This is a genomic window from Hymenobacter sp. UYP22, assembly GCF_040547285.1.
Classification (GTDB): Bacteria; Bacteroidota; Bacteroidia; order Cytophagales; family Hymenobacteraceae; genus Hymenobacter.
Genome location: NZ_JBEPPK010000004.1, coordinates 19,943 through 43,321 on the forward strand (window position 1 = coordinate 19,943; position 23,379 = coordinate 43,321).

22 protein-coding genes and 1 tRNA gene are annotated in these 23,379 nt (G+C 57.7%); 14 read left to right on the top strand and 9 right to left on the bottom strand.

Translation table 11 applies throughout. The features are described from left to right. Positions 1 to 11: 11 nt before the first annotated feature. Both ABIB60_RS08665 and ABIB60_RS08670 read left to right on the top strand, forming a co-directional pair. Positions 12 to 215 (top strand): hypothetical protein, encoded by a 204-nt coding sequence (locus ABIB60_RS08665; RefSeq protein ID WP_354579200.1) that lies wholly within the window; start codon positions 12 to 14, stop codon positions 213 to 215. Positions 216 to 255: 40 nt separating this feature from the next. Further along, the gene (locus tag ABIB60_RS08670; RefSeq protein WP_354579202.1) at positions 256 to 576 is read left to right on the top strand and encodes a hypothetical protein; all 321 of its coding nucleotides are present in this window, start codon (positions 256 to 258) and stop codon (positions 574 to 576) included. 75 nt (positions 577 to 651) lie between these two features. Here the strand turns inward: ABIB60_RS08670 and ABIB60_RS08675 are convergent, their stop codons facing one another. Both ABIB60_RS08675 and ABIB60_RS08680 read right to left on the bottom strand, forming a co-directional pair. Beyond that, positions 652 to 1,161, bottom strand: a complete 510-nt coding sequence (locus tag ABIB60_RS08675) for a DUF4126 family protein (RefSeq protein ID WP_354579204.1) — start codon at positions 1,159 to 1,161, stop codon at positions 652 to 654. 140 nt (positions 1,162 to 1,301) lie between these two features. Beyond that, positions 1,302 to 3,152: a DUF885 domain-containing protein gene (locus tag ABIB60_RS08680; protein WP_354579206.1), complete on the bottom strand. Its 1,851-nt coding sequence runs from the start codon at positions 3,150 to 3,152 to the stop codon at positions 1,302 to 1,304. A 226-nt stretch (positions 3,153 to 3,378) separates the two neighbouring features. Here ABIB60_RS08680 and ABIB60_RS08685 point away from each other — a divergent pair, with 226 nt between their 5' ends. Next, positions 3,379 to 4,095, top strand: coding sequence for a 3-ketoacyl-ACP reductase (locus tag ABIB60_RS08685; protein ID WP_354579207.1), 717 nt, complete (start codon positions 3,379 to 3,381; stop codon positions 4,093 to 4,095). Between the two features lie 96 nt (positions 4,096 to 4,191). Here ABIB60_RS08685 and ABIB60_RS08690 read toward each other — a convergent pair whose 3' ends face one another. Then, entirely contained in the window at positions 4,192 to 5,865 is a 1,674-nt protein-coding gene (locus ABIB60_RS08690) for an ABC transporter substrate-binding protein (protein ID WP_354579209.1), read from the bottom strand. Between the two features lie 84 nt (positions 5,866 to 5,949). Between ABIB60_RS08690 and ABIB60_RS08695 the strand changes: the two genes are divergently transcribed. From ABIB60_RS08695 to lepB, 7 genes are all read left to right on the top strand, one after another. Further along, positions 5,950 to 6,627: a metal-dependent hydrolase gene (locus ABIB60_RS08695; RefSeq protein WP_354579210.1), complete on the top strand. Its 678-nt coding sequence runs from the start codon at positions 5,950 to 5,952 to the stop codon at positions 6,625 to 6,627. 102 nt (positions 6,628 to 6,729) lie between these two features. Beyond that, positions 6,730 to 7,542: a ParA family protein gene (locus ABIB60_RS08700; protein WP_315998646.1), complete on the top strand. Its 813-nt coding sequence runs from the start codon at positions 6,730 to 6,732 to the stop codon at positions 7,540 to 7,542. A gap of 187 nt (positions 7,543 to 7,729) precedes the next feature. Beyond that, complete coding sequence (locus ABIB60_RS08705; RefSeq protein ID WP_354579211.1) at positions 7,730 to 8,674, top strand: ParB/RepB/Spo0J family partition protein; 945 nt, start codon at positions 7,730 to 7,732, stop codon at positions 8,672 to 8,674. A 50-nt stretch (positions 8,675 to 8,724) separates the two neighbouring features. Continuing rightward, the gene (locus ABIB60_RS08710; RefSeq protein ID WP_354579213.1) at positions 8,725 to 9,342 is read left to right on the top strand and encodes a DUF5683 domain-containing protein; all 618 of its coding nucleotides are present in this window, start codon (positions 8,725 to 8,727) and stop codon (positions 9,340 to 9,342) included. Continuing rightward, positions 9,339 to 9,968, top strand: coding sequence for a DUF5683 domain-containing protein (locus ABIB60_RS08715; protein WP_354579214.1), 630 nt, complete (start codon positions 9,339 to 9,341; stop codon positions 9,966 to 9,968). Before ABIB60_RS08710 ends, ABIB60_RS08715 begins: the two co-directional genes overlap by 4 nt. A 62-nt stretch (positions 9,969 to 10,030) precedes the next feature. Continuing rightward, positions 10,031 to 10,750: a 4-hydroxy-tetrahydrodipicolinate reductase gene (gene dapB, locus ABIB60_RS08720; protein WP_354579216.1), complete on the top strand. Its 720-nt coding sequence runs from the start codon at positions 10,031 to 10,033 to the stop codon at positions 10,748 to 10,750. 143 nt (positions 10,751 to 10,893) lie between these two features. Then, entirely contained in the window at positions 10,894 to 12,111 is a 1,218-nt protein-coding gene (lepB, locus tag ABIB60_RS08725; protein ID WP_354579217.1) for a signal peptidase I, read from the top strand. Positions 12,112 to 12,296: 185 nt separating this feature from the next. Here the strand turns inward: lepB and ung are convergent, their stop codons facing one another. Next, positions 12,297 to 12,962, bottom strand: coding sequence for a uracil-DNA glycosylase (gene ung / locus ABIB60_RS08730; RefSeq protein WP_354579219.1), 666 nt, complete (start codon positions 12,960 to 12,962; stop codon positions 12,297 to 12,299). A gap of 114 nt (positions 12,963 to 13,076) precedes the next feature. On the opposite strand from ung, the gene apaG reads away from it, so the two are divergent. Then, on the top strand, positions 13,077 to 13,463 hold the full coding sequence (gene apaG / locus ABIB60_RS08735; RefSeq protein ID WP_315998639.1) for a Co2+/Mg2+ efflux facilitator ApaG/CorD: 387 nt from the start codon (positions 13,077 to 13,079) through the stop codon (positions 13,461 to 13,463). A gap of 267 nt (positions 13,464 to 13,730) precedes the next feature. Beyond that, a complete protein-coding gene (locus tag ABIB60_RS08740; protein ID WP_354579221.1) occupies positions 13,731 to 14,477 on the top strand; it encodes an O-methyltransferase in 747 nt (248 codons plus the stop codon). Between the two features lie 66 nt (positions 14,478 to 14,543). Here ABIB60_RS08740 and kdsA read toward each other — a convergent pair whose 3' ends face one another. Both kdsA and ABIB60_RS08750 read right to left on the bottom strand, forming a co-directional pair. Then, entirely contained in the window at positions 14,544 to 15,398 is an 855-nt protein-coding gene (gene kdsA, locus ABIB60_RS08745; protein WP_354579223.1) for a 3-deoxy-8-phosphooctulonate synthase, read from the bottom strand. Positions 15,399 to 15,739: 341 nt separating this feature from the next. Further along, positions 15,740 to 16,351, bottom strand: coding sequence for a methyltransferase domain-containing protein (locus ABIB60_RS08750; RefSeq protein ID WP_354579224.1), 612 nt, complete (start codon positions 16,349 to 16,351; stop codon positions 15,740 to 15,742). A 115-nt stretch (positions 16,352 to 16,466) separates the two neighbouring features. Between ABIB60_RS08750 and ABIB60_RS08755 the strand changes: the two genes are divergently transcribed. Together ABIB60_RS08755 and ABIB60_RS08760 are read left to right on the top strand one after the other, a co-directional pair. After that, a complete protein-coding gene (locus tag ABIB60_RS08755) occupies positions 16,467 to 17,414 on the top strand; it encodes a DUF8428 domain-containing protein (RefSeq protein WP_315998635.1) in 948 nt (315 codons plus the stop codon). A gap of 158 nt (positions 17,415 to 17,572) precedes the next feature. Then, positions 17,573 to 18,121 carry a GNAT family N-acetyltransferase gene (locus ABIB60_RS08760; RefSeq protein WP_354579225.1) on the top strand — a complete coding sequence of 183 codons (549 nt, stop codon included), beginning with the start codon at positions 17,573 to 17,575 and terminating at the stop codon, positions 18,119 to 18,121. A gap of 145 nt (positions 18,122 to 18,266) precedes the next feature. Here ABIB60_RS08760 and cphA read toward each other — a convergent pair whose 3' ends face one another. The 3 genes from cphA to rpsA form a co-directional block, all read right to left on the bottom strand. Beyond that, a complete protein-coding gene (gene cphA, locus ABIB60_RS08765; protein WP_354579226.1) occupies positions 18,267 to 20,900 on the bottom strand; it encodes a cyanophycin synthetase in 2,634 nt (877 codons plus the stop codon). Positions 20,901 to 21,126: 226 nt separating this feature from the next. Next, positions 21,127 to 21,197: transfer RNA gene (locus ABIB60_RS08770), tRNA-Cys, on the bottom strand. A gap of 224 nt (positions 21,198 to 21,421) precedes the next feature. After that, positions 21,422 to 23,239 carry a 30S ribosomal protein S1 gene (gene rpsA, locus ABIB60_RS08775; RefSeq protein WP_354579227.1) on the bottom strand — a complete coding sequence of 606 codons (1,818 nt, stop codon included), beginning with the start codon at positions 23,237 to 23,239 and terminating at the stop codon, positions 21,422 to 21,424. Positions 23,240 to 23,379 lie beyond the last annotated feature (140 nt).

Below are 23,379 nucleotides of genomic sequence, written 5' to 3' on the forward strand. Positions count from 1 at the left end.
ACCTCATTTGCATGACCCTTGCTTCCAGAATAGCTTGCACGGTGGGCCTGACGGCACTCTTGGCTGGTTGCGGCGAAAAAGCCCGGCCTGCCGAAGCCCGAAATGCGGCCGGTACTACCGCCGATACCACGGGTACCAGCGGAGCTATACAGCAGCAGAGCGTGCAAAACTCCGTGCCAGCCGGGCCAGCCCCCGGGCCCGGCCCGGGCCACTAGCATTCTTCTGTTCATTTTATATTTCACGCCCATTCTCACCATGAAACGCCTCCTCTCCCTCACCTTGGCTGCTGGCCTGGCCACGGCCCTCGCCGCCTGCGACTATAACAATACGCCTGGCAAAGACCCGCAGGCCAGCCAGGATTTCACGGATGCCCCCAAGGCCCGCGCCACCGAAACCGACCTCGACAGCATCAGCGGGGAGCAAGTGGTAACGCAGCCAGCCGGAACCGGCTCCCCCGCCGACCAGAAAACCTCCGCCGACGCCGGGCTGAACGCCTCACCTGGCAACCCCAACTCGCCGGCCAACACCATGCCCGAAAACTCAACGGAAGCCCGGGGCTCGGCCCGGGAGGAATAACAGCGAAACTATGCAACGAAAAAGGCGCCCTCACTACAGCGAGGGCGCCTTTTTCACGTAGAAGCCAGCCAGAATTTACAAAGACCAACGCCTCGACTGGGGCTCCCCGGCATGCGTTCCTTTGGTTAGCGCCAGGCCGGAAGCCAAGGTGAGCACATCTTCAAGGCCACCCACTAGCCCGCTGGATAAGCCGGATTGCTCGGTGGTTTTTTTACGCAGGAAGAAGCTCAGATAGGAGCCGGCAATGGCGGCCACACCGCCCAACAGGGCACCGCGCCACTGACTATCGTGGTTGATTTTGTAGAGCGCGGCACCTACCAGTGCGCCCGCCCCAGCCCGCCCCAGCAGCGCTACGGGCGTAATACGGTCGGGCATTTGAGGCAGCTTATCTGCCGTCATCTCGCCAGCAGCCAGCAGCTTCAGGCCGTGGGCTACCAGAGGTTTCTGCAGGTAGCGCAAGGGCGAGCCGACCAGGGCGCGCGGATGGTAAGTCAGCAGGTTGCTGCTCAGCAACGCCGGGGCTGTCATGCTGCGAAAACCGGCCAGAGTGCCCAGGCCCAGGGTTTGCCAACGATGTTTGCTCATATCATTTAGGGGAGTTAGACGGCAGAATCAATGGTGGCTTTAACGGTTACTCTCCCCACTTGGCTGGCTTCTCAAGCAAAAAGGCCCGCAAACTTGTGTTGCGGGCCTTTTTGCGCTGGGTGCTATACGCTGCTGAAACTCTATTGGGGGTTACGAGCCCAGTTGTCCATTTTGCGCTCCAATACGGCCAGGGGCATCACGCCATCCTTCAACAGCTCATCGTGAAAGCCGCTGAGGCTGAAGTGGCTGCGGTTTTGGCCGGCATACTTCTCGCGCAGCTTATCGGTGTGGGCTCCCAGCTGCTGCTCATACCGCTGGCGTAGCTCCCGGATTTGCAGGGCCCCAATTTTGTAGCTCAGGGCCTGGCCCGGAATGGCCATGTAGCGTTCAATTTCGGCGGTGGCGCCTTCCTCACTAATGGCTTCATTGGCCAGCATATACTTGATGGCTTCCTCGCGGGTCATGTTCTTGGAGTGCATGGCCACGTCCACTACCAAGCGCACGGCGCGGTGCATTTCATCACCCAGCGCGCCCATGTACTGGTAAGGGTCGGTGTAGAGGCCAAGCTCCTTGCCCAGACTTTCGGTGTACAGCGCCCACCCTTCGCCCATGGCCCCGTACCAGGCAAAGCGCCGGAACTTGGGCAGGTCGGTGTTTTCCTGTTGGAGAGAAGTCTGGTAATGGTGGCCCGGAATGGCCTCATGCAAAAACAACGACTCCATGCCGGAGGTAACGTTGAAGGTGCTAGCATCCAGAATAGGAATGTAAAAAATGCCGGGGCGGGAGCCGTCGGGGCTGCCCGGGTTGTACTCGGCCGAAGCCGAAGCGGCCCGGAACGCCTCCGTCTGACGAATTTCGAACGGGGTTTTGGGCGTGCGGCCGAACATCTTTTTCAGGTTGGGCTGCATTTTGGCCTGGATGGCCCGGAACGCGCCCAGCACCTGCTCGGGCGTTTTGTAGGGCATCAGCTTGGGGTCGGTTTTCAGGGAGGCGAAGAAGGCCGGCAAGTCGCCCTTGAAGCCGACCTGCGCTTTTACCTTTTCCATCTCGCCCCGGATGCGGGCCACTTCCTTCAGGCCGGTCTGGTAGATTTCCTCGGGCGTTTTATCGGTAGTCGTCCACGTTTTCACGTAGTATTTGTAGATATCTGCTCCGCCCGGAATGGCGGCAATGCCGGTACTGGGCCGGGCTTTGGGCAGGTATTCCTTTTCCAGAAAGTCGCCGAGCTTCTTGTACGTAGGAACCAGCTCCTCCTGAATGGCTTTCTTGTAGGCCTCCGTAATGCGTTGCTTTTCGGCACCACTCAGGCTGGCGGGCAGCTTGTTGATAGGGCCGTAAAACAGACTTTTGGTGGGCTCCTGCGTTTCCATAGCCCGCATCTGCGGAATCATCTTCACTACCAGCGCCTTGGGCAGCACCACACCGGCCTTCATACCCTGACGGAAGTTGCTGATGGCCGTGTCGGCCCATACCGAAAAGCCCTTCGCGCGGCCCAGCCAGTTGTCGTAGTCCTTGGCCGTTTTGAACGGCTGTACTCCCTCACCCGAGCCATATTGCCCCAGGCTGATAGGCAGCCCCCAAAATTGCTGAAACGGCAGCATCCAGGTGTTCAGCTTCAGGCCTTCCAGCTTGTTCTGCAGGTCGTACTCAAAGATGTCGTAGCTGATTTTGTCGTTGGCTGTCAGCTCTTCCCGATTGAACTTGTGCAAGCCGTCCAGGTACTTCTGGTAAAAGTTCTGCAGGTGCTGGCGGAACGCTTTAGTGCCGTCGTTGGGCAACTGGTCGTTGTAGCGGTTGTCGCCCTGGGCGGTAGCCTCCAGCGGAAACAGCTTGGCGTTTTCCTCCCAATACGCCTCAAATAGCGTGGGCAGGTCTTTCATATCAGCCAGCGTGGTTTCGGTGGCGGCACCGGTTTCGGCGGAGTTGTTCTGCGGGTTGCAGCCAGCCAGCAGTGCCCCGGCCAGCAGACCGGTGAGGGCAAGTTTTTTCATGGGAGAAGGGGGAGTTATATCCAGGGGGAGAAAGATAAGCAGGTTTTGCCCAGCCCCAGTCCGGCGGGCAAAGCCCGTCGGGCCGGTTGTCGTCCTGACAGATAGTGCAACGTCAGCCAACGTCAGTTTACGGCAACCGGCCCGACGGGCTCCGCCCGCCGGACCGGGCCAACCTTTCCCGGGGAATCGGGTTATACCCACTCTCCCTTTCAACCTAATCCAACTCATGGAAAATCTGACTGGCAAAACGGCCCTGGTAACGGGCGCTGGCAAAGGCATTGGCCGGGCCGTGGCCGTAGCTTTGGCCAAAGAAGGTGTGCGCGTGGCCCTGTTGGCCCGCACCGAAACGCAGCTGCAGGAAGTAGCCCGCGAAATAGAAGCCCAGGGTGGCCAGGCCGTGGTAGTAACCGCCAGCGTAGCCGACCGCACCGCCGTGGAAGCGGCCGTGCAACAGGCTTTGGGCCAACTCGGCACCATCGATATCCTCATCAACAACGCCGGCATCGGCACCTTCGCCAAGGTGGTGGACATGGACCCCGAGGAATGGGAAAACATCATCCGGGTGAACCTGCTGGGCGCGTACTACGTGACGCGCGCCGTGCTGCCCCAGATGCTGGAGCGTCAGACCGGCGACATCATCAACGTGGCCAGCACCGCCGGCCAGCGCGGCGCCGCTACCACCAGCGCCTACAGCGCCTCCAAATTTGGCTTGCTGGGCTTCACCGAGTCCCTGATGCAGGAGGTGCGCAAGCAAAATATCCGCGTCTCGGCCCTCACGCCCAGCACCGTGGCTACCGAGCTGGCCGTCAGCAATAACCTCACTGACGGCAACCCCGACAAGGTGATGCAACCCGAGGACATTGCCGAAATTATCGTCAGCCAGCTCAAGCTCAACCGCCGCATCTTCATCAAAGAAGCCGGCATGTGGAGCACAAATCCGTAGGTTAGAACTTAGATGGTAGAACAAAGAGCTTAGAATACAGCGCATAACCCAGCTGCATTCTAAGCTCTTTGTTCTACCATCTAAGTTCTACTTCTCTTATTGCTTCCGCACCCGCTCCAGCACCAGTTGGTTCATGGGGTTCGGGGTGAGGCCCTGCACGTTGTTCTGGGTGAGGCGCACCACTTCGTCGTAGTACACGGCAATAACGGGGCACTCCTCGGTTACCAAGCGGTCCATTTGCTGGTAGAGGGCATAACGTTTGTCGGCGTCCTGCTCCAGCTTGGCTTGCTGGTAGAGCTGGTCGTAGGCGGGGCGCTTGAAGTGGGTTTTGTTGGGGCCGGCCGGGGCGAAGTTGGGGCTGTAGAACAGGGCCAGGTAGTTTTCGGCGTCGGGGTAGTCGCCCAGCCAGCTGCGGGTGAAGAAGGCGGCGCGGCCGTTGTCAATCATTTCGCCGTGGGCCGCACCCTGGTTCACGTCAATTTCCACCTGCACGCCCACTTCGGCCCATTTTTTCTGGTAGTACTCACAAAACTCCTTGCTCTCGGCCACCGTATTCAGGCGCAGGCGCAGAGGCTTGCCGGGGCCGTATCCGGCGGCACGCAGCAGTTGTCGGGCCTTCTCGGGCTGGTAGGTGTAGCCGGGCACCTTTTTGGCGCTGAAGGAAGGTAATGAAGCCGGTACGAAACCCGAATTGCCGGGCTTGCCCACGTTGTTGAGAAAGTAGGCCAGAAACTCGGGCTTGTTGAGGGCGTAGTTTAGGGCTTGGCGCACGCGCTTGTCCTGCAGGGCTCGGCCGGTCGTGAGGTTGTCGCCGCGCAGGTTGGTGAGGTCCTGCTGCATGCCCAGGTATTCGGTATTAAGGTAAGGCACCTTCTGCAGCCGGAACTTGCCCTTGAAATCCTCCCGCACGGTGCCATCGGGATACATAATCAGGTCGCGGGAGCCACTTCTGATACCACTCAGGAAGTCCAGCTTACCCTGCATGAAGGTGAGAAACTCCGTTTTACGGTCCTGAATGAAGCTGATCTGCACGGCATCCAAGTACGGGAGTCGCTGGCCCTGAGCATCCGTTTTCCAGTACGCGGGGTTTCGGTGGTAGATAATAGCATTGCCCTCGTCCCACTCCTTAAAACGGAACGGCCCCGTGCCCACCGGGTGTTCCCGGAAGTCCTTACCCCACTTCTGCACCGCCTCCAGCGGCACCACATAGGCGTAGGGCATCGTCAGAATCCCCAGGAACGGGATGAACGGCTCCTGCAAATGAATCCGTAGGGTAGAGTCATTCACGGCTACAAAGCAGGTATCCGAAGGCTCCCCATCGGCTTTTTCCAGCACCTTGCCCCGGAAAATCCAGCCGCCGGGGCTAGCCGTAGCTCCATTCAGCAGCCGCCGGAACGAGTACACGAAGTCCTGAGCCATTACGCGCCGCCCCTTGCCGCCGGGGAAAACCTCCGAGTCGTGAAACTGCACATCGGGCCGAAGCGTGAAGGTGTAGCGGCGGCCATCGGGGCTGATGTCGTAGCGGCGGGCCACCGCCGGGCCGGGCTTGAGGCTGTCGTCCAGCTCAACCAAGCCGTTGTAAAGCTGGGTCACGGCCCAGGTGTTGGCCTGGTTGCGGGCGAAGGCCGGGTCCAACGAGGTCAGGCTTTCAGGCTGATTGTAGCGGAACACCCGCCGGGCATCGGTAGCCGGACTTTGCTCGGAGCAGGCCGCCAGCAAACCAAGCAGTAACAGGGCAAAACCAACAACACGGCGCGAAAACGGGAACATGGGAACGGCGAAACAGTGTATATTTGCAAAGGTATCCCATCCGGGGTTTGTAGCCCACTGGCTGCCCGCCCTGCTCCGTTTTCTATGACCCTGACCTACTACGGCCACGCTTGCTTCCTGCTGGAAGCCGGTGGCAGCAAAGTGCTTTTCGACCCCTTCATCCGGCCCAACCCGCTGGCAAAAGACGTTGATGTTGACGCCATCCAAGCCGACTACATTCTCATCACCCACGGCCACGGCGACCATGTGGCTGACGCTGAAGAAATTGGCAAGCGCACCGGCGCGCAGGTGGTAGCCATTGCTGAAATAGCCGGTTGGTTTGAGCAGAAAGGCCTAAAAACCGTGGGTATGAACCTGGGCGGCACCTTGCACCTGCCCTTCGGCAGCGTGACGATGGTAGCCGCCGCCCACTCCAGCTCGTTGCCCGATGGTTCATACGGAGGCGTAGCTGCTGGCTACATTGTGAAGGCCGAGGGCAAAACCTTCTACTTCGCCGGCGACACGGCCCTCACCTACGACATGAAACTCATTGGGGAGCGGCATAAGCTGGATTTAGCCATTCTGCCCATCGGCGACCATTACACCATGGGCGTTGACGATGCGCTGGTAGCCGCCGACTGGGTTGGGGCTTCCAAAATCATCGGCATGCACTATGATTCTTTTCCGGTCATTACCATCAACCACGAGGAAGCCAAGGCCAAAGCCGCACAAGCCGGCAAAGAACTGGTACTGCTGAGCGTAGGCGAAGCCGCTTCCTTGTAAACCGGGCAGCTACTTCCCATTGGGAATTGGCCGCTTCTTCTTCTTTTGCATAATCTGAGATAAGCTGACAGCGCACTGCCGTTAGCTAACTGCTTCAACTACATGGGCAAAATCATTGCGGTAGCCAACCAAAAGGGTGGGGTCGGCAAAACCACCTCCTCGATTAACCTCGCGGCCTCCCTGGCAGCGCTGGAGTATCGGACCCTGCTCGTGGATGCCGACCCGCAGGCTAATGCCACTTCCGGCGTCGGCTTCGACCCGAAGGACATTCAGAACAGCATTTACGAATGCATGGTGGATGGCATCAACGCCCAGGATATCATCCTGCAAACTACCCTGCTCCCCCACCTCGACCTGATGCCCTCCCACATTGACCTGGTAGGCGCTGAGGTGGAGATGATCAACCTGCCCAACCGGGAGGAAAAGATGAAGGACGCGCTCCGGCCCCTGGCCGACCAGTACGACTTCATTATCATCGACTGCTCGCCTTCCCTGGGTCTGATTACGGTGAATGCCCTCACGGCCGCACACTCGGTTATCATTCCGGTGCAGTGCGAGTACTTCGCCCTTGAAGGGTTGGGCAAGCTGCTCAACACCGTCAAAATCATCCAGAGCCGTCTGAACGAGGAGCTGGAAATTGAGGGCATTCTGCTCACCATGTACGATGTGCGCCTGCGCCTGAGCAATCAGGTAGTGGAGGAAGTAAAGCTGCACTTCCAGCAACTGGTGTTCGATACCATCATTCCGCGCAACGTGAAACTGTCGGAGTCGCCGAGCTTTGGTATTCCGGTTATCCTGCACGACGCCGAGAGCAAGGGCAGCATCAGCTACTTAAACCTGGCCCGCGAAATAGTGGAGAAAAACGTGGAAGCGGCCGACGAGCCCGAGGAGGCCACGGAGGATACCGCAGCGTAGAAACAAAAAGGCCGGCGACACTCGCCGGCCTTTTTGTTCCCCTTTAGCACGCTTCTGCGGGCCGTTGCCCACAGTGTTCCACGTTTTTTATTTCGCGTGGAACAAAATGTACCGGCATCCCGGGCGTTTGTGTATTTTTGAATCCCGCTTCCACCTCCGTGCTAATGGGTGAGCGTTGCTTGCAGGTATGTCTGAGAAAAACGAAGAGAAGAATATTCCGGCCGCTGCCGCGCCCAAGCGCAAGATTGGCGGCCTGGGCCGCGGCCTGAATGCCCTCATTGAAGGCAGCTACGAGAAAAAGAGCGAACGGCTGGGCCTGGTGCCCCACCCCGTAAACTCCGTGGGCCTGATTCCGGTGGGTCATATCCAGGCCAACCCCTACCAGCCCCGCACCCACTTCGACCAGGACGCGCTGCAGGAACTGGCCGAGAGCATCAAAATCCAGGGCATCATCCAGCCCGTGACGGTGCGCCAGACTGGCACCAACGCCTACCAGCTCATCAGCGGGGAGCGGCGTTTGCAGGCCTCCAAGCTGGCCGGCCTGGACTCCATTCCGGCCTACATCCGCAAGGCCGACGACCAGCAGATGCTGGAAATGGCCCTGATTGAGAACATCCAGCGCGAAAATCTCAATGCCATCGAAATTGCCCTCAGCTACCAGCGCCTAGTTAGTGAGTGTAACCTCAAGCAGGAAGAACTGGGCGACCGGGTGGGTAAGAACCGCTCCACGGTAACCAACTATCTGCGCCTGCTCAAGCTCCCGCCCGATATTCAGATTGGTCTGCGCGACAGTGTCATCAGCATGGGCCACGCCCGCGCCCTCATTACCATCGACAGCGTTGACCAGCAGCTAGCCCTGTTCCACCGCATCGTGGCCGAGGATATGTCGGTGCGCCGGGTGGAGCAGCTGGTGCGCAACGGCAGCGCCGCCGAAACCGAGAAGAAACCTACCCAGCCCGCTCCCCCCGCTGTGCCCCAGGCTGAGCTCAAGCGGGCCGAGCGCCACCTTTCGGAGCGGTTTGGCAGCCGGGTACTGGTGAAACCGGGCCCCCAGGGCCGGGGCGAAATTAAAATTGCCTTTGACTCAGTAGAGGATATGCAACGCATCCTCCACATTCTGCAGCCAGCCTAGAACACTACCAAAGGGCGGAACATCGTTCCGCCCCTTTCTTTCTCCTGCCAATGGCATCTATCCGCATTACCGCTGCTGTTGTATTGTTGAGTGGACTGGCAGGGGCGGCTCAAGCTCAGGCGGTGGTGCGTGATTCTGCGCGGCGGCCTCTATCCGGGTTGGGTACTGGTACAGCCCTCTCCCGCCCTAAAAAGGCAGTGCTGCTTTCAGTGCTGTTACCCGGAGCCGGGCAGGTGTACAACCGCAAATACTGGAAGCTCCCGCTGGTATATGGAGCCCTCGGGGGCGTGGGGTATGGTTTGTATCAGTACCAAACTCGCTACCAGGAGTATGCGGTAGCGTCGCGGGAGTTATCGGCCGGCAAAACCATTCCGGAGCTCAGCGGCAAACTGGTAACGCAGGAGAAAAGTGTGCGGGGAGTAGCCACCGGCCTGGATAGGTACCGCACCCAACGCGACACGTTTATCGGCTACCTGGGCTTGACTTATGGCATGGTAGTGCTGGATGCCTTGGTTGACGCTCACCTCAGGGAGTTTGACATCAGCGAGGAATTGGCCCTGCGAATACAGCCCAGCGTATTGCCCCTGGCCACGGGAGGCGGCCTGGCAACCGGTCTGCAGCTGCAACTGCAGGTAAAATCATCTGCGTCCCTACCTTCTACCCTATGAACACATTATTCAAGTGGTATGCGGCCTTTATCCTCTTGCTGCTGGGTAGCCTGACGGCCCACGCACAAACTGTTACAACCGGCCCCGATTCCTCGAAAGTAGCTACCCGCTCCGTTTCAGATTCTTTGCGACGGACAGAAAAGCTGTTTGGTAGGCGCGTGACCCGCCCGCAAAAAGCTGCGCTGCTGGCGCTGGTGCTGCCGGGCTCTGGTCAAATTTATAACCGACAGTACTGGAAACTGCCCTTGGTGTATGGGGGCCTGGGGGCTACGGGCTACGGGCTGTATCATTACCAGTCACGGTACAAAGAATACTCCAACGGCAAGAAGGAGTACACCCAAAAGCGCACTCCTATTGCCGAGCTTAAAGGCGAGTTGGTGAGCCAGGAAACCAGTATTGAGAATATCCAGCGGGGCGTTGTGTTTTACCGCCGCTACCGCGACACGTTTATTGCCTACAACGCCGTAGTGTACGGCATCACCATCCTGGACGCGCTGGTGGCCGCTCACCTGCGCGACTTCGACATCAGTGAGGATCTGAGCCTGCGCCTCGACCCGGCTGTACTGCCCACTACCCCCACCGCGGGGCCCACCGCGGGCCTGGCGCTTACCTTGCACCTGAAATAACAGGTACCGGCTCTTGGCTTCGGCCCGCCGTTGGTATCTGCGTATCTGAACTCTTCTTTTGTATGAAACTCCTGTTGATTGGTTACGGCAAAATGGGCCGGGCCATCGAAGCCCAGGCTATTGCCAGGGGCCACCAAATTGCCGGTATCGTAGACCCTTCCCACCCTACCGCACAGATTTCCGATTTCTCCCCGGCCGAGGCAGACGCGGCCATTGAGTTTACGCACCCCGATGCGGCTTATCAGAACGTGGCGGCTTGCCTGCAACAGGGAATTCCGGTGGTGTGCGGCTCTACGGGTTGGCTGCATCATTTTGCCGAGGCTCAGGCCCTGAGCAAGCAAACGGGCACTCCGCTATTCTACGCTTCCAACTACAGTGTGGGTGTCAACCTGTTCTTCCACTTCAACGAGTACATAGCCGCCAAGATGCACCAGTTTGGGGGCTACGACGTGCAAGTGCGGGAAATCCACCATACCCAGAAGGTTGACCAGCCGAGCGGCACGGCCCTCACGGCCGCCGAAGGCATTTTGCGCCACTTTCCCGCCAAAACTACCTGGCGCAATGAGGCGGCTACCACGCCCCAGGAGTTAGCGGTGCTATCGGAGCGGGAGGGTGCGGTGGTAGGCACCCACATTGTTACGTATACCTCCCCCGCCGACTCCATTGAGCTAAAGCACGAAGCCCACACCCGCGACGGATTTGTGCAGGGTGCCCTGCTGGCCGCCGAGTGGCTGCCCGGCCGCCAAGGCGTGTTCGGCATGAAGGATTTGCTGGGGCTGTAAGAGGTGAAGTTGTGAAATCCAGAGACAATGCATTTCACAACTTCACCTTTCACAACTTCACCTCTTCCCGCATTATTTCGCATCTTCCGGCGTTAATCCGGAACGGCTCCGGCCGCCTCTACTTTTCTGGCCTCTGACTTACTATGGCAGTACAATCCTGGGAGAAATACCTTGAGAAAAATCCGGCAACTCCCGTAACGCCCGGCAAGGAACCTAAAAAGCGCAAGAGTGCCACGCGCGAGTGGGCCGATGCCATTCTGTTTGCGGTAGTAGCGGCTACTCTTATTCGCTGGGCCACCTTTGAGGCCTACACGATTCCAACGCCCTCCATGGAGCACTCCTTACTGGTGGGCGACTACCTGTTTGTGAGCAAGCTTCATTACGGCCCGCGCACCCCGCAAACGCCCCTGCAGGTTCCGCTTACCCACCAAACAGTGTGGGGCACTAGCCTGAAAAGCTACTCCGACCTGATTCAGCTACCCAGCTACCGGCTGCCGGGCTTCTCGGAGGTAAAGAACAACGACGTGGTGGTGTTCAACGTGCCGTTTGAGGCCGAGCACCCCGCCGACTTGCGCACCAACTACATCAAGCGCTGCATCGGCATTGCCGGCGACGCGCTGGAAATTAAGCAGGGCCAGGTGTTCATCAACGGCAAGCCCGCCAAAAACTACCCGGAAATGCAGAGCAGCTACTTCCTGCAAATCCCGACGGGGGAAAACCTGGCCGAGGACTTCCGCAAATTTGGTGTGGTAAACTACGATACCCCCGATGGCGTGCCCCCCCAGATGCAAACCGAGCAGTATGGCATCGGCTACGAAGTGCACATGACCCAGGCGGCCTACGAGTACTTCAAGCAGCAGTCCTACGTGAAGGGCATCATCAACCTGCAAACGCCGGTTGGGCAGCCGGAGCGGGGGCAGCAGGTATTCCCCAACGTGCCGGACTACATTCCTAACCAGTCCGTTACGGTACAAAATCCCTTGCCCTTCCCCACTTGGAATAAGGACAACTACGGACCCATCCAAATCCCGAAGGAGGGCCAAACGGTGCAGCTAACGCCCCAAAATTCGGCCCTGTACCAGAAAATTATTCTGCGCTATGAGCACAATGAGGGCATGAGCGTGGATGCCAACGGCCAGATTCTGCAGAACGGGCAGCCATTGAAAAGCTACACCTTCAAGCAGAATTACTATTTCATGATGGGCGACAACCGCCACAACTCCCTTGACTCGCGCTTCTGGGGCTTTGTGCCCGCCGACCACATTGTGGGCAAGGCCGTACTTATTTGGCTGTCAATGGACCCGCACGCTTCCTTCATGCAAAAAATCCGCTGGAACCGCCTCTTCAACTTGGTGGACTAAGCATAGCTCACAGATTAGGACAAGTTCTCGCGGATTTTACGCGCGTCTTATCAACAACAAAAGAGGCTTGCCGATTTGGCAAGCCTCTTTTGTTGGCGGGCGGTGGAGCGCATCGGGTCACTTTGTGCAACCGTGCACGTAATCCGTTAAAGCCCGTCATACTGCGCAAAAATCTATGAGCTGGTTTACCACACAATGGGCTGTTCGCCGTGCTGCTCCAGATAGGTATTGGTCTGGCTGAAGGGCCGGCTGCCGAAAAAGCCCCGGTCGGCGGCATAGGGCGAAGGATGAGCCGCTTTCAGTACCAGATGTTTTTTGACATCAATGATTTCCCCTTTTTTCTGCGCGTAGGCTCCCCACAGGATAAACACAACGTGCTCCTTCCGGTCAGAAATTTGCTGGATAACGGCGTCGGTGAACTGCTCCCACCCTTTTTTCTGGTGGCTGCCCGGGTCACTGGCCCGCACCGTGAGGGTGGCGTTGAGCAGCAGCACACCCTGCTGCGCCCACCGGTCTAGGTTGCCATCGGGCGGAGCGGGCGTACCCGGCAGGTCGCTCTGCAGCTCCTTAAAAATATTGTGCAAAGAAGGCGGGGTACGTACGCCGGGCGCCACGGAAAAGCTGAGGCCGTGGGCCTGGCCTTTGCCGTGGTAGGGGTCCTGACCCAGAATAACCACCTTTACCTGGTCAAAGGGACAGGCATCAAAGGCATGAAAAATTTGAGGGCCGGGCGGGTATACTGTGGCCGTGGCATATTCGCCCTTCACAAAGGCAATAAGATGCTGGAAATACGGTTTCTCAAATTCGGCGGCTAGTACCTTGCGCCAGCTTTCTTCTATCTTTACAGACATACGGGGGAGGATTATTTTTCGGGTGGGTGGGCCAAGAGGTGCACCGGCTGCGTAGATAAACTAACTTCCGCATACGGCTGTTAGCTTTTTTCTCTTCTCGGAACTCCAGACGTTATGAATACGACGACCACCCAAGGCGTGACCGTGAGTGTTACGACAAATTACCTACCCGATTATTCAAGCCCGGGCCAGGAGCATTACGTCTTTGCCTATAAAATTGATATCCGCAACAACAGCGAGTATACCGTGAAGTTACTGCGCCGGCATTGGTACATCTACGATGCCAACGGCGTAGTGCGCGAGGTAGAAGGCGAAGGGGTAGTGGGCCAGCAGCCCGTGCTGGAGCCCGGCGAGTCGCACCAGTACGTGTCGGGTTGCAACCTGAAGTCGGGCGTGGGCAAAATGCGCGGCTCTTACCAGATGGAGCGCCAAATGGACGGCAGCGAATTTGCCGTTGAAATTCCGGAGTTCACGCTGGTAGTACCCTACCGCCTCAACTAAGGCCCAACGTAGCGGAATAATGCTGGCGCTACCTGCCAGCATCTCACTATGTAGGTCTGTTTCTGAGCTTGTTACCGAAAGCCGCCCCGAATGATTCGAGGCGGCTTTTGTATTGCTTGTATCTTCGGGCGGCTTTGCTGGCACACCTGCCAGGAGGGCAATCCACTTCAGCTTCTGCGCGCTTTGCTCTTTCAGGTTTTCAGTTTTTTTCGGTTTCTGTGGCGCTCGGGCAACGCGCACGGGCTGCACTCCCCTTTCGTATTTAGCTTGTACGCACACGTCATCAACCACGACGGCAACTTTGGGGCCTACGACGTGGTAGAAAACCGCCGCGTAGAGCTGTACCACGATGCCACCACTATTCAGGTGCGGGATTTTGGTGCAGGCTCCCGCACGGGTGCCGGCCGTACCCGCCGCCTGCGCGACATTGCCCGCACCGCCGCCAAACCCCCAGAGTTGGGTCAGCTGTTGTTTCGCTTAGTAAACCACTTTCAGCCGCGCACGGTGGTAGAACTCGGCACTTCCCTGGGCCTGACTACTTCCTACCTGGCTCTGGCTACTACGCAGGCCCGGGTGGTAACTTTTGAAGGCTGCCCGGCTACGGCCGCCGTAGCCCAACGCACATTTGAGGCCGTGCAAGCGCGCAACGCGGAAATTGTGGAAGGCAACCTCGACGACACCCTCGCTCCTACTGTGGCCACTCTGAAAACGCCCGTTGATTTTGCCTTCTTCGACGGCAACCACCGATATGAGCCCACTCTACGCTACTTCGAACTGTTAAACCAGCACCGCACCGAGCACAGCGTGTTCGTACTGGACGATATTCACTGGTCGAAGGAAATGGAGCGGGCCTGGGAAGCAGTGAAACAGCACCCCGACGTGACCCTAACCATCGACCTGTTTTATATCGGACTGGTATTCTTCCGCCGCAACCAGCCTAAGCAACACTTTACCCTCCGCTTCAATAACCTACTGGATAAGATGCTGGAACGGATTAAATTCCTGGCTTCCTAATAGCCAAAGGGTCGTTACGCAGTGCATAACGACCCTTTGGCTATAATACCGGATTAGCTCCTAGGCTTACAGAGGCATAATACCAGCGGCAGCATCTTCCCGAATGGCCTCGCGCACCCGGGTCAGCTTACGCAGCAGGGTTTCCAACCCATCCAGCGCCAGCATGTTGGCCCCGTCGGATTTGGCCGTGGCGGGCGTAGGATGGGTTTCGATGAACAGGCCATCGGCACCCACGGCAATGGCAGCCTTGGCAATGGTTTCAATAAGTTGGGGCTTGCCACCGGTTACGCCGCTGCTCTGGTTGGGCTGCTGCAGGGAGTGGGTCACGTCCATCACTACGGGCACCCCGAACTCGCGCATGATGGGCAGGTTGCGGTAGTCCACCACTAAATCAGAATAGCCGAAGGAGTTGCCCCGGTCGGTGAGGATAACGTGGGGGTTGCCCGACTGGCGCACCTTGTCCACCGCGAACTGCATGGATTCGCCACTCAAAAACTGGCCTTTCTTCACGTTCACCACTTTGCCGGTTTTTGCGGCGGCAATCAGTAAATCGGTCTGGCGGCACAAGAAGGCCGGGATCTGCAGCACATCTACGTATTCGGCGGCCATAGCCGCTTCCTCCGATTCGTGAATGTCCGTGACGGTAGGCACGCCAATTTCCTTACTTACTTTCTGCAGAATTCGCAGGGCTTTCTCGTCGCCGATGCCGGTGTAAGAATCCAGGCGGCTGCGGTTGGCTTTGCGGTAGGAGCCTTTGAAGATGAAGGGAATCTGGAGCCGGTCGGTGATGGTACGTACCTGCTCAGCAATGCGCAGGGCCATGTCTTCGCCCTCAATCACGCAGGGCCCGGCCATCAGGAAAAACTGGCCGGAGTTAGTATTGCGAAAGTGGGGCAGCGCGGTGGCGAGTTGGGCAAGCATAGGAGGGCAAGAATGATGAAGGTGAACAGTTTTTTAAACTAGCGCTACTGTGTTAGAATGGCTTCCAGCGCGCAATCGTAGCAAATACACGGTTTTCTTTAGCACCCAAGAAAAGATGCATAGTGCCACAAAGCTTAACAAAAAGAACAGCACGTAAACATCTCTGTCTTCAGATTCCCACAATACTGTCTGGACTAACTCCTGTTCCGTGTAGGGAAACAAAAACGTGCGGAAAATAGCGTAGGCGAATGAAATGACTGCTAAGATGCTCACAAGCCACAGCGCAGCGACTGGCACCAATAACAAGGTGAATGCAACCCGGCGTGGCGTTGGCATCATACTCAATTCATTTCTTTTCGACGCAGGCAAATGAATAGCTCCCTCCCCCGGCGAGGCGGCAGGGAGTTGGTGGCCGTATCAAAATGCACGAACTCGAAGTAGGGCGCAAAATATGCCCGGTATTCTTCGCGGGAGCCACCAAACGGGGGGCCGGGCTTGCTGAACTCCGTATCGAAGAGCAACCCCATAAGCGTACCACCGGGCCGCAGCAGGTGGGCGCATTGTCGGGCATAGGCCGGGCGCAAGGCGGGGTCGAGGGCACAGAAAAAGGTTTGCTCCACGATGAGGTCGAAGGGGGGCATGGGCTCCAGCGCAAAAAAATCGATGAGTAGCAAATGCTCCGCTGGGAAGCCGGGCACACGTTGTTGGAGGTTCTGCAACGGTTCAGGTGCTACATCGGCCACTATTATAGTTTGCCAGCCGGCAGCATGCAGATACTCAGCCTCATAGGCGCGCCCTGCCCCCGGAATCAGAATTCGCCGGGCATCCGGTGGGCCGAGTTGGGCAAAATATTCCTGCAGGGGCGGCGTTATCCGGCCCGTATCCCAGGCGGTTTGGCCGCTTACGTAGCGCTGCTGCCAGTAGGCGGCATCAAGTGGCGAATCCGGAAGCATAATTGCGGCAGGGTTGTATCTTCGGCACTTGCCTGGGTACGGAACTCCGTTATTTTTGCCCTAAAGGTACTACCTGCGCCCGGACTCTCCGGGCTTTCACTTAACCCCTCCTGCAATGGAACAAGACCACAGCCCCGAGCCCAAGAACAACAACCGCGTCCTGCTGATTGTGGCCCTGATTCTGGTCCTGCTGGGCATCAATGGCGTGCTTTTCTACATGAACCAGCAGAAAAGCAAGCAGAATGAGCAGCTGCAGGCTGATGTGGTGACCAAGGATGCTAAGCTGGAAGAGCAAATCAAGCAGTACGAAACCCTGAAGGCCGATTATGAGCGCCAAAGCCAGGAAGTACAGGGCATGGGCCTGGCCAACGACTCTTTAGAAGCCAAGCTGTCCCAAATCAATGCTGACCTGTTGAAGCTCCGCTCCTTCCGGGCCGGCAGCTTTAGCATTGCCGAGCAGCAGCGCTTCAAGCAACGCGCCGCCAACTTCGAAACGCAGCTGCGGAAGAAGGACGAGGAAATCGCCCAGCTGAAAGCCGACAACGAAGCCCTCTACACTGAAACTACCACGCTGAAAGAGCGCCAAAACAAGCTCACCGATACTATTTCGACGGTAGTGCGTTCCAATCAGGAGCTGAGCGAGAAAGTGGCTGTGGCCTCACGCCTGCAGGCCGAGAACATTCGGGTAGGCGTAGTAAATAGCCGCGAAAAAGAAAAGGCCGACGACGACAACGAGTTCAAGGCCAAACGCGTCGAGAAAATCAAGATTACCTTCAATCTGGGCCGCAACGATGTGTCGCCGAAGGAAACCAAGCAAATCATGATGCGCCTGATTGAGCCCGATGGCGCCGCCCTCTATAACCTGAGCACCGGCGGCGGCACCTTCATGATTGACGGCGCTGAAGCCTTCTACACGGCCAAGCAGGATATTGTGTTCGATAATACCCGCCAGCCCGTGCAGTTTCTCTACGCCAAAGGCGCGGCCTACAAAACCGGCCTCCACACCGTGGAGCTGTACGAAGGCGGCGTGATGATTGGAAAAACCACCTTCACGCTGAAATAGTCAGCCCGACCGTTAGCACGCCTCACCTAAGTTAAGGAAGCGTACATGCAGCTACTCTAAAAGAAGCGCCGGCCCCAGTGGTCGGCGCTTCTTTGGCTTAGGGCCTGGCGGCAGACAGCTGCATTCAGGAGCAGAAAATCACCTTCACCTCAACCATTATGCCGCTCTTCCCGCTTCAACCCATTCTGGAAACCGATGCTATCCGGTTGCTTCCTCTGCAGCAAGAGGATTTTGCTGACTTATACGCAGTAGCTGCCGACCCCAAAATCTGGGAGCAACACCCCAACAAGGACCGATGGCAGAAGCCGGTTTTCACCACCTTCTTTGCGGGGGCCATGCAAAGCCAAGGAGCCTTTAAGATTGTGGACAAGGCCACGGGGGCTACCGTAGGTAGCACCCGTCTCTACGACTATTCTGCCCAGGACAACAGCATTCTTATCGGGTATACCTTCTACGGAACCCAATCCTGGGGCAAGGGCATCAACCCAGCCGTAAAAAAGCTGCTGCTAGACTACGCGTTTCAGTTTGTGCATACTGTGCGCTTTCACATCGGAGCGGACAACGTACGGTCACAAATTGCCATTCAGCGCTTGGGAGCCACCAAGGTTGACGAGCAGGAAGTCACATACTATGGTGAGCAGCCCAAGCTCAATTTCGTATTCGAGGTGACGAAGCAGGCCTGGGCCGCTCGGGCCACGCCGGCGTAAAGACCGAGGGACAACCCTAAATCAGCCGCTGCGGCCAGAAGACCAGACTGCCCAAACCGCAAGCAGCGCCGCCCCAATGGGCGGCGCTGCTTGGTTTCTGTAGGAATAAGCGGCTGCTAAAACGCTGGAGTGGGGCCAGAAACACCTATTGGGCCAAGGAAGCCTCGAAGTCGTCGAGTTTCTTGAGTGTAGCCTTGATATTCTCCGTGAACAGCACTACCACTGAGCCCGGCTTAGCAGTAGCCAGCACGTGGTCAATAGCATCCATTTCGTTTTCGATGTAGGTAATGGGCAACTCAGAGTTATCCAGCCGCAGGCCGCGCTCCATGATTTCCTTAAGCTGCTCGGCAGTTTTGCCCCGCAGGTCCCGGTCCTGACGCAGCACTACCTCATCAAAGATTGTACCCGCAATGCGGGAGAAGCCCAGCGTGTCCTCGTCGCGCCGGTCGCCCAGCCCCGATACAACCCCTACTTTGTGCGTGGCCTCCGTGGCATTCAGGAACTGAGCAAATTTCTCGATGCCGTGGGTGTTGTGGGCATAGTCGACAATTACCTCGAACTGCGGGAATTTATAGACGTTCATGCGGCCCGGGGTTTTGGCCGCCGAGGGCACAAACGTACGCAACGCCAACTTGATATCGTCCTTGTCGAAGCCGTAGCAGTAGCAGGCCAGGGCGGCCGCCAGGGAGTTTTCGATGTTGAAGGTGGCCCGCCCGCCAAACGTAATTGGGAATTCCGCGGCCCGGTCGATGCGCAGCTTGTAGCTGTTTTTGTAAATCGAGATGTAGCCTTCCTCGTACACGGCCGCCAATCCACCTTGCTCGGCGTGCTCCCGGATGCGGGGGCTGTGCTCATCCATACTGAACAGCGCCACACGGCACTCCAGCTTCTCGCGCATGGCGTACACCAAGTCGTCGTCGGCGTTGAGTACGGCCCAGCCGTTTTTGCGCACGGTGCGGGGCAATACGCCTTTCACGGCCGCCATTTCCTCCACCGTGTAAATGTCGCGCATGCCCAAATGGTCGGCGGCTACATTGGTCACAATAGCTACGTCGCAGGTATGGAAGCCCAGGCCCGAGCGGAGCATGCCGCCGCGGGCCGTTTCCAGCACGGCAAAGTTCACGGTAGGGTCTTTCAGCACAAACTCGGCACTTACCCCGCCGGTGCAGTCGCCACTTTGCAGCTGCACCCCCTGAATATAAATACCGTTAGTGGTGGTGAAACCTACTTTATAGCCCTTCGAAGCCACAATGTGGGCCAGCAGCTGGGAGGTAGTGGTTTTGCCGTTGGTGCCGGTTACCGCAAAGATTGGAATGCGGGCCGTGCTGCCCTGCGGAAACAGCATATCTACCACCGGCGCCGCCACGTTGCGCGGCAGGCCCTCCGTGGGTGAAATGTGCATACGGAAACCCGGAGCGGCATTTACCTCAATTACGGCGCCGCGCGTTTCATTCAACGGAATGGCAATGTCAGAGGTCAGCAAATCAATACCGCAGATATCGAGCCCCACGATACCGGCCACGCGCTCCGCCAGCAGCAGATTGTAAGGGTGCACCAGGTCGGTGACGTCAGTAGCAGTACCGCCGGTGCTGATGTTGGCGGTGCTTTTCAAGTACAGCGTCTGCCCGGCCGGCAACACCGAGTCCAGCGTCAGATCTTGCTTGGTGAGAATGTCCAGGGTGTGCTGGTCGGCCTTGATGCTGGTCAGCACCTTCTCGTGACCGAAGCCCCGGCGGGAGTCTTTGTTAACTTCCTCAATCAGCTGTTGAATAGTGTGCTGCCCGTTGCCGGTTACGGCGGCTGGGGTGCGCTTGGCGGCAGCAATGAGCTTGCCGTTTACTACCAGCATGCGGTAGTCGTCGCCCTCAATGAACTGCTCCACAATTACGGCGCGAGAGTACTTCTGCGCTGCTTTCAGGCCTTCCACCGCATCATCCCAGTTCATAATCCGGATGGTGGCGCCTTTACCGTGGTTGCCGTCCAGGGGCTTGGTCACGATGGGAAAGCCCAACTCTTCTACTGCGTCCCGCAAGCCGTCCTCGGAGTACACGGTGGTACCGTAAGGCACGGGCACGCCCGCATCCTTCAGCATGGCTTTAGTGCGGTTTTTATTACCAGCTACTTCTACCCCGGCGTGGGAAGTGTAGCTGGTGGTAGTAGCCCAGATGCGCTTCTGATTAACCCCATAGCCCAGCTGGATAATGCTGCTGTTCTTGAGCTGGATGTAGGGAATGTTGCGCGAGGCGGCTTCTGCTACGATGCTGTATGTGCTGGGACCAAAGAATTCTTCCTCCCGGATTTCGTGCAGTTCATCCACAATGGCTTTCACGCTTACCTCCCGGCCGTGGCAGAGGTCATCTACCAATTGCACGGCGGCCTCAGCGGCCATGCGTCCGGCCCTCTCCTCTTGGTAGCTGAATACCACAAACTCCACCCCCTCCTGGTGCGCCGGGTACGATTTTCCCCAGTATACCGGCATACCAGCCGTGCGTTGCAGGGCCAAGGCTACCTGTTGGATAACGTGGCCCAGGGGTTCACCATCCTGCAGTTGTTCTTCGGTGAGCGGCGGGTTTTTAGGCCCGTGTTTGCCAGCTTCCTGGTGCGGTTGCAGCTCCAATAGCTCTGGTAGCAGACTGGGTAAGTTTTCGGCCAGGGCGGGCATGTTGTTTGACCATACATCAGCCAGATCCTGCATATCCACCTTCATTACAATCAGTTTGTAATGTTTCACGGACCAGTAGCTGGGGCCGCGCATCGTGCGAAGGTCAAGTATCTTCATGTGGGGAGAGAGGTGGAAATTATCGTTGCGTGCGCGTTTCTACGCGGAATTGAATGTAGGGATTATACCGCAGCAAACCTTTTATACATGGGGCACCCTACGCTTGAGCTTAGCGGGTCATTCTCAGCCTCCAAGGTCGGCAAGTTTTTTTCTACCCGCTGGCCCAGACGCAAAAAACCCCGGTCGGGGCTAATCAACCGGGGCACTAGGCACTGAAAACAGGAAGAGGTGACGAGCGGATTCGAACCGCTGTAGGAGGTTTTGCAGACCTCTACCTAGCCACTCGGTCACGTCACCAGGGGCTTTGAGGATGCAAACATACACCTTAATCCCACTTCTGCCAAGCCGGCGGCCTGTTTTCGTTGGCACTTGCTGGTAAGGCGCTGGGAGCGTGTGAGAAAAGTTATACCGGCTCACAGTAGCGGGCAGCCACGACGCACTAGCGCTGTAAAGCGCCACTCTACAAAAAAGGCCCCGGATTGCTCCGGGGCCTTCTTCAAGTGGCAAAAGCCGGTGGCTGATTACTCAGCGCCCTGCTCGTTGCCCAGCATTTTGTCGCGCAGAGCCGACAGAGCATCCAGGTCGCCGAGGGTCGACTTTTCAGCTTTCTTCAGATCGGCAACTTTGCCTTCGCCAGCGGCCGGAGCAGCAGAGCCCGTGGTGGGCTTCTTCTTGGCAAATTTCGAGTTGCGCGTATCCTCCTCAGCCTGCTGGTTGTACACCGCGGAGTGCGACAGTACTACGCGACGGTCATCTTTCGAGAATTCAACCACGCGGAAGTCGAGGGTTTCGCCGTTTTCAGCCTGCGAGCCATCTTCTTTACCCAAGGACTTGGGGTATGCGAAGCCTTCGATGCCGTAAGGCAGCTCGAGCACCGCACCACGGTCGGTTTTCTCGGTGATGGTAGCCTTGTGCACCGAGCCGGGGGTGAATACCGTCTGGAACGTATCCCAGGGATTTTCTTCCAGCTGCTTGTGGCCCAGGGCCAGACGACGGTTAGCAACGTCCAGTTCCAGCACTACCACGTCCAGACGGTCACCTACCTTCACTACTTCCGAAGGATGCTTGATCTTCTTGGTCCACGACAGGTCGGACACGTGCACGAGGCCGTCAACACCTTCTTCCAGCTCTACGAACAGGCCGAAGTTGGTCAGGTTGCGCACCAGACCGTTGTGGTTGGTACCAACGGCGTACTTCGTAGCGAAGTCACCACGGGTCCACGGATCCTCGGTCAGTTGCTTGATGCCCAGGCTCATCTTGCGGTCTTCACGGTCGAGGGTCAGGATCTGAGCCTCCACTACGTCGCCCTGCTTGATGAAGTCCTGCGGGTTACGCAGGTGCTGGCTCCAGCTCATTTCTGAAACGTGGATCAGGCCTTCTACGCCGGGGATGATTTCCATGAACGCACCGTAGTCGGCAACATTCACGATACGACCTTTCACCTTCGAGCCTACGCCCATGTCGGCGGGCAGCGAATCCCATGGGTGGGGAGTCAGCTGCTTCAGACCGAGGCTGATACGCTTCTTGGCTTCGTCGAAGTCCAACACTACGATGTTCAGCTTCTGATCCAGCTGCAGCACTTCGCTCGGGTGAGCGATACGGCCCCACGAAATGTCCGTGATGTGCAGCAGACCGTCTACGCCGCCGAGGTCGATGAACACACCGAAGTTGGTCATGTTCTTGATAACGCCCTCCAGGATCTGGCCTTTCTCCAGGTTGTTGAGGATGGCTTCGCGCTGCTTCTCGAGGTCTTTCTCGATGAGCACTTTGTGCGAAACTACCACGTTGTCGAAAGCAGCATTGATTTTCACCACTTTCACTTCCATGCGACGACCCACATAGATGTCGAAGTCACGGATGGGCTTCACGTCGATCTGCGAACCGGGCAGGAAGGCTTCTACGCCGTCCAGGTCCATGATCAGACCGCCTTTGGTGCGACGCTTCACTACGCCTTCCAGAACGGTGTCATTCTCCAGAGCGTCGTAAATCGACTTCCAAGCCTGCTTGATCTTGGCCTTCTTACGGGACAGGATCAGCTGACCGTTCTGGTCTTCCTGGTCCTCGATGAATACCTCTACCTCGTCGCCTACTTTCAGCTCGGGCAGATCGCGGAATTCGGAAAGGGGCACCAGACCATCGGATTTGAAGCCGATGTTCAGGATTACGTCACGGTCGGTGATACCAACCACGGTGCCTTTAATTACTTCTTCCTCCTGAACAGTGGTCAGCGTGCTGCTGTACATCTGCTCCATTTCGGCGCGCTGCTCAGCGGTGTAGTTACCACCGAAAGCGTTGGCTGAAACGTTGTCCCAGTCGAAGTTGTCTACTACTTCTGCCATGATATTAGCAATGGCCCTCGTGTACACGTCCGGCGCAGGGCCAGCCTCCGGAACGCGTTTTTGTTTGATACACAGCGCAGTTGCACCGGCCTCGCCACCCTGGCGGGGCCGCAAAGATACGGAGTTTGGGGATAATAACT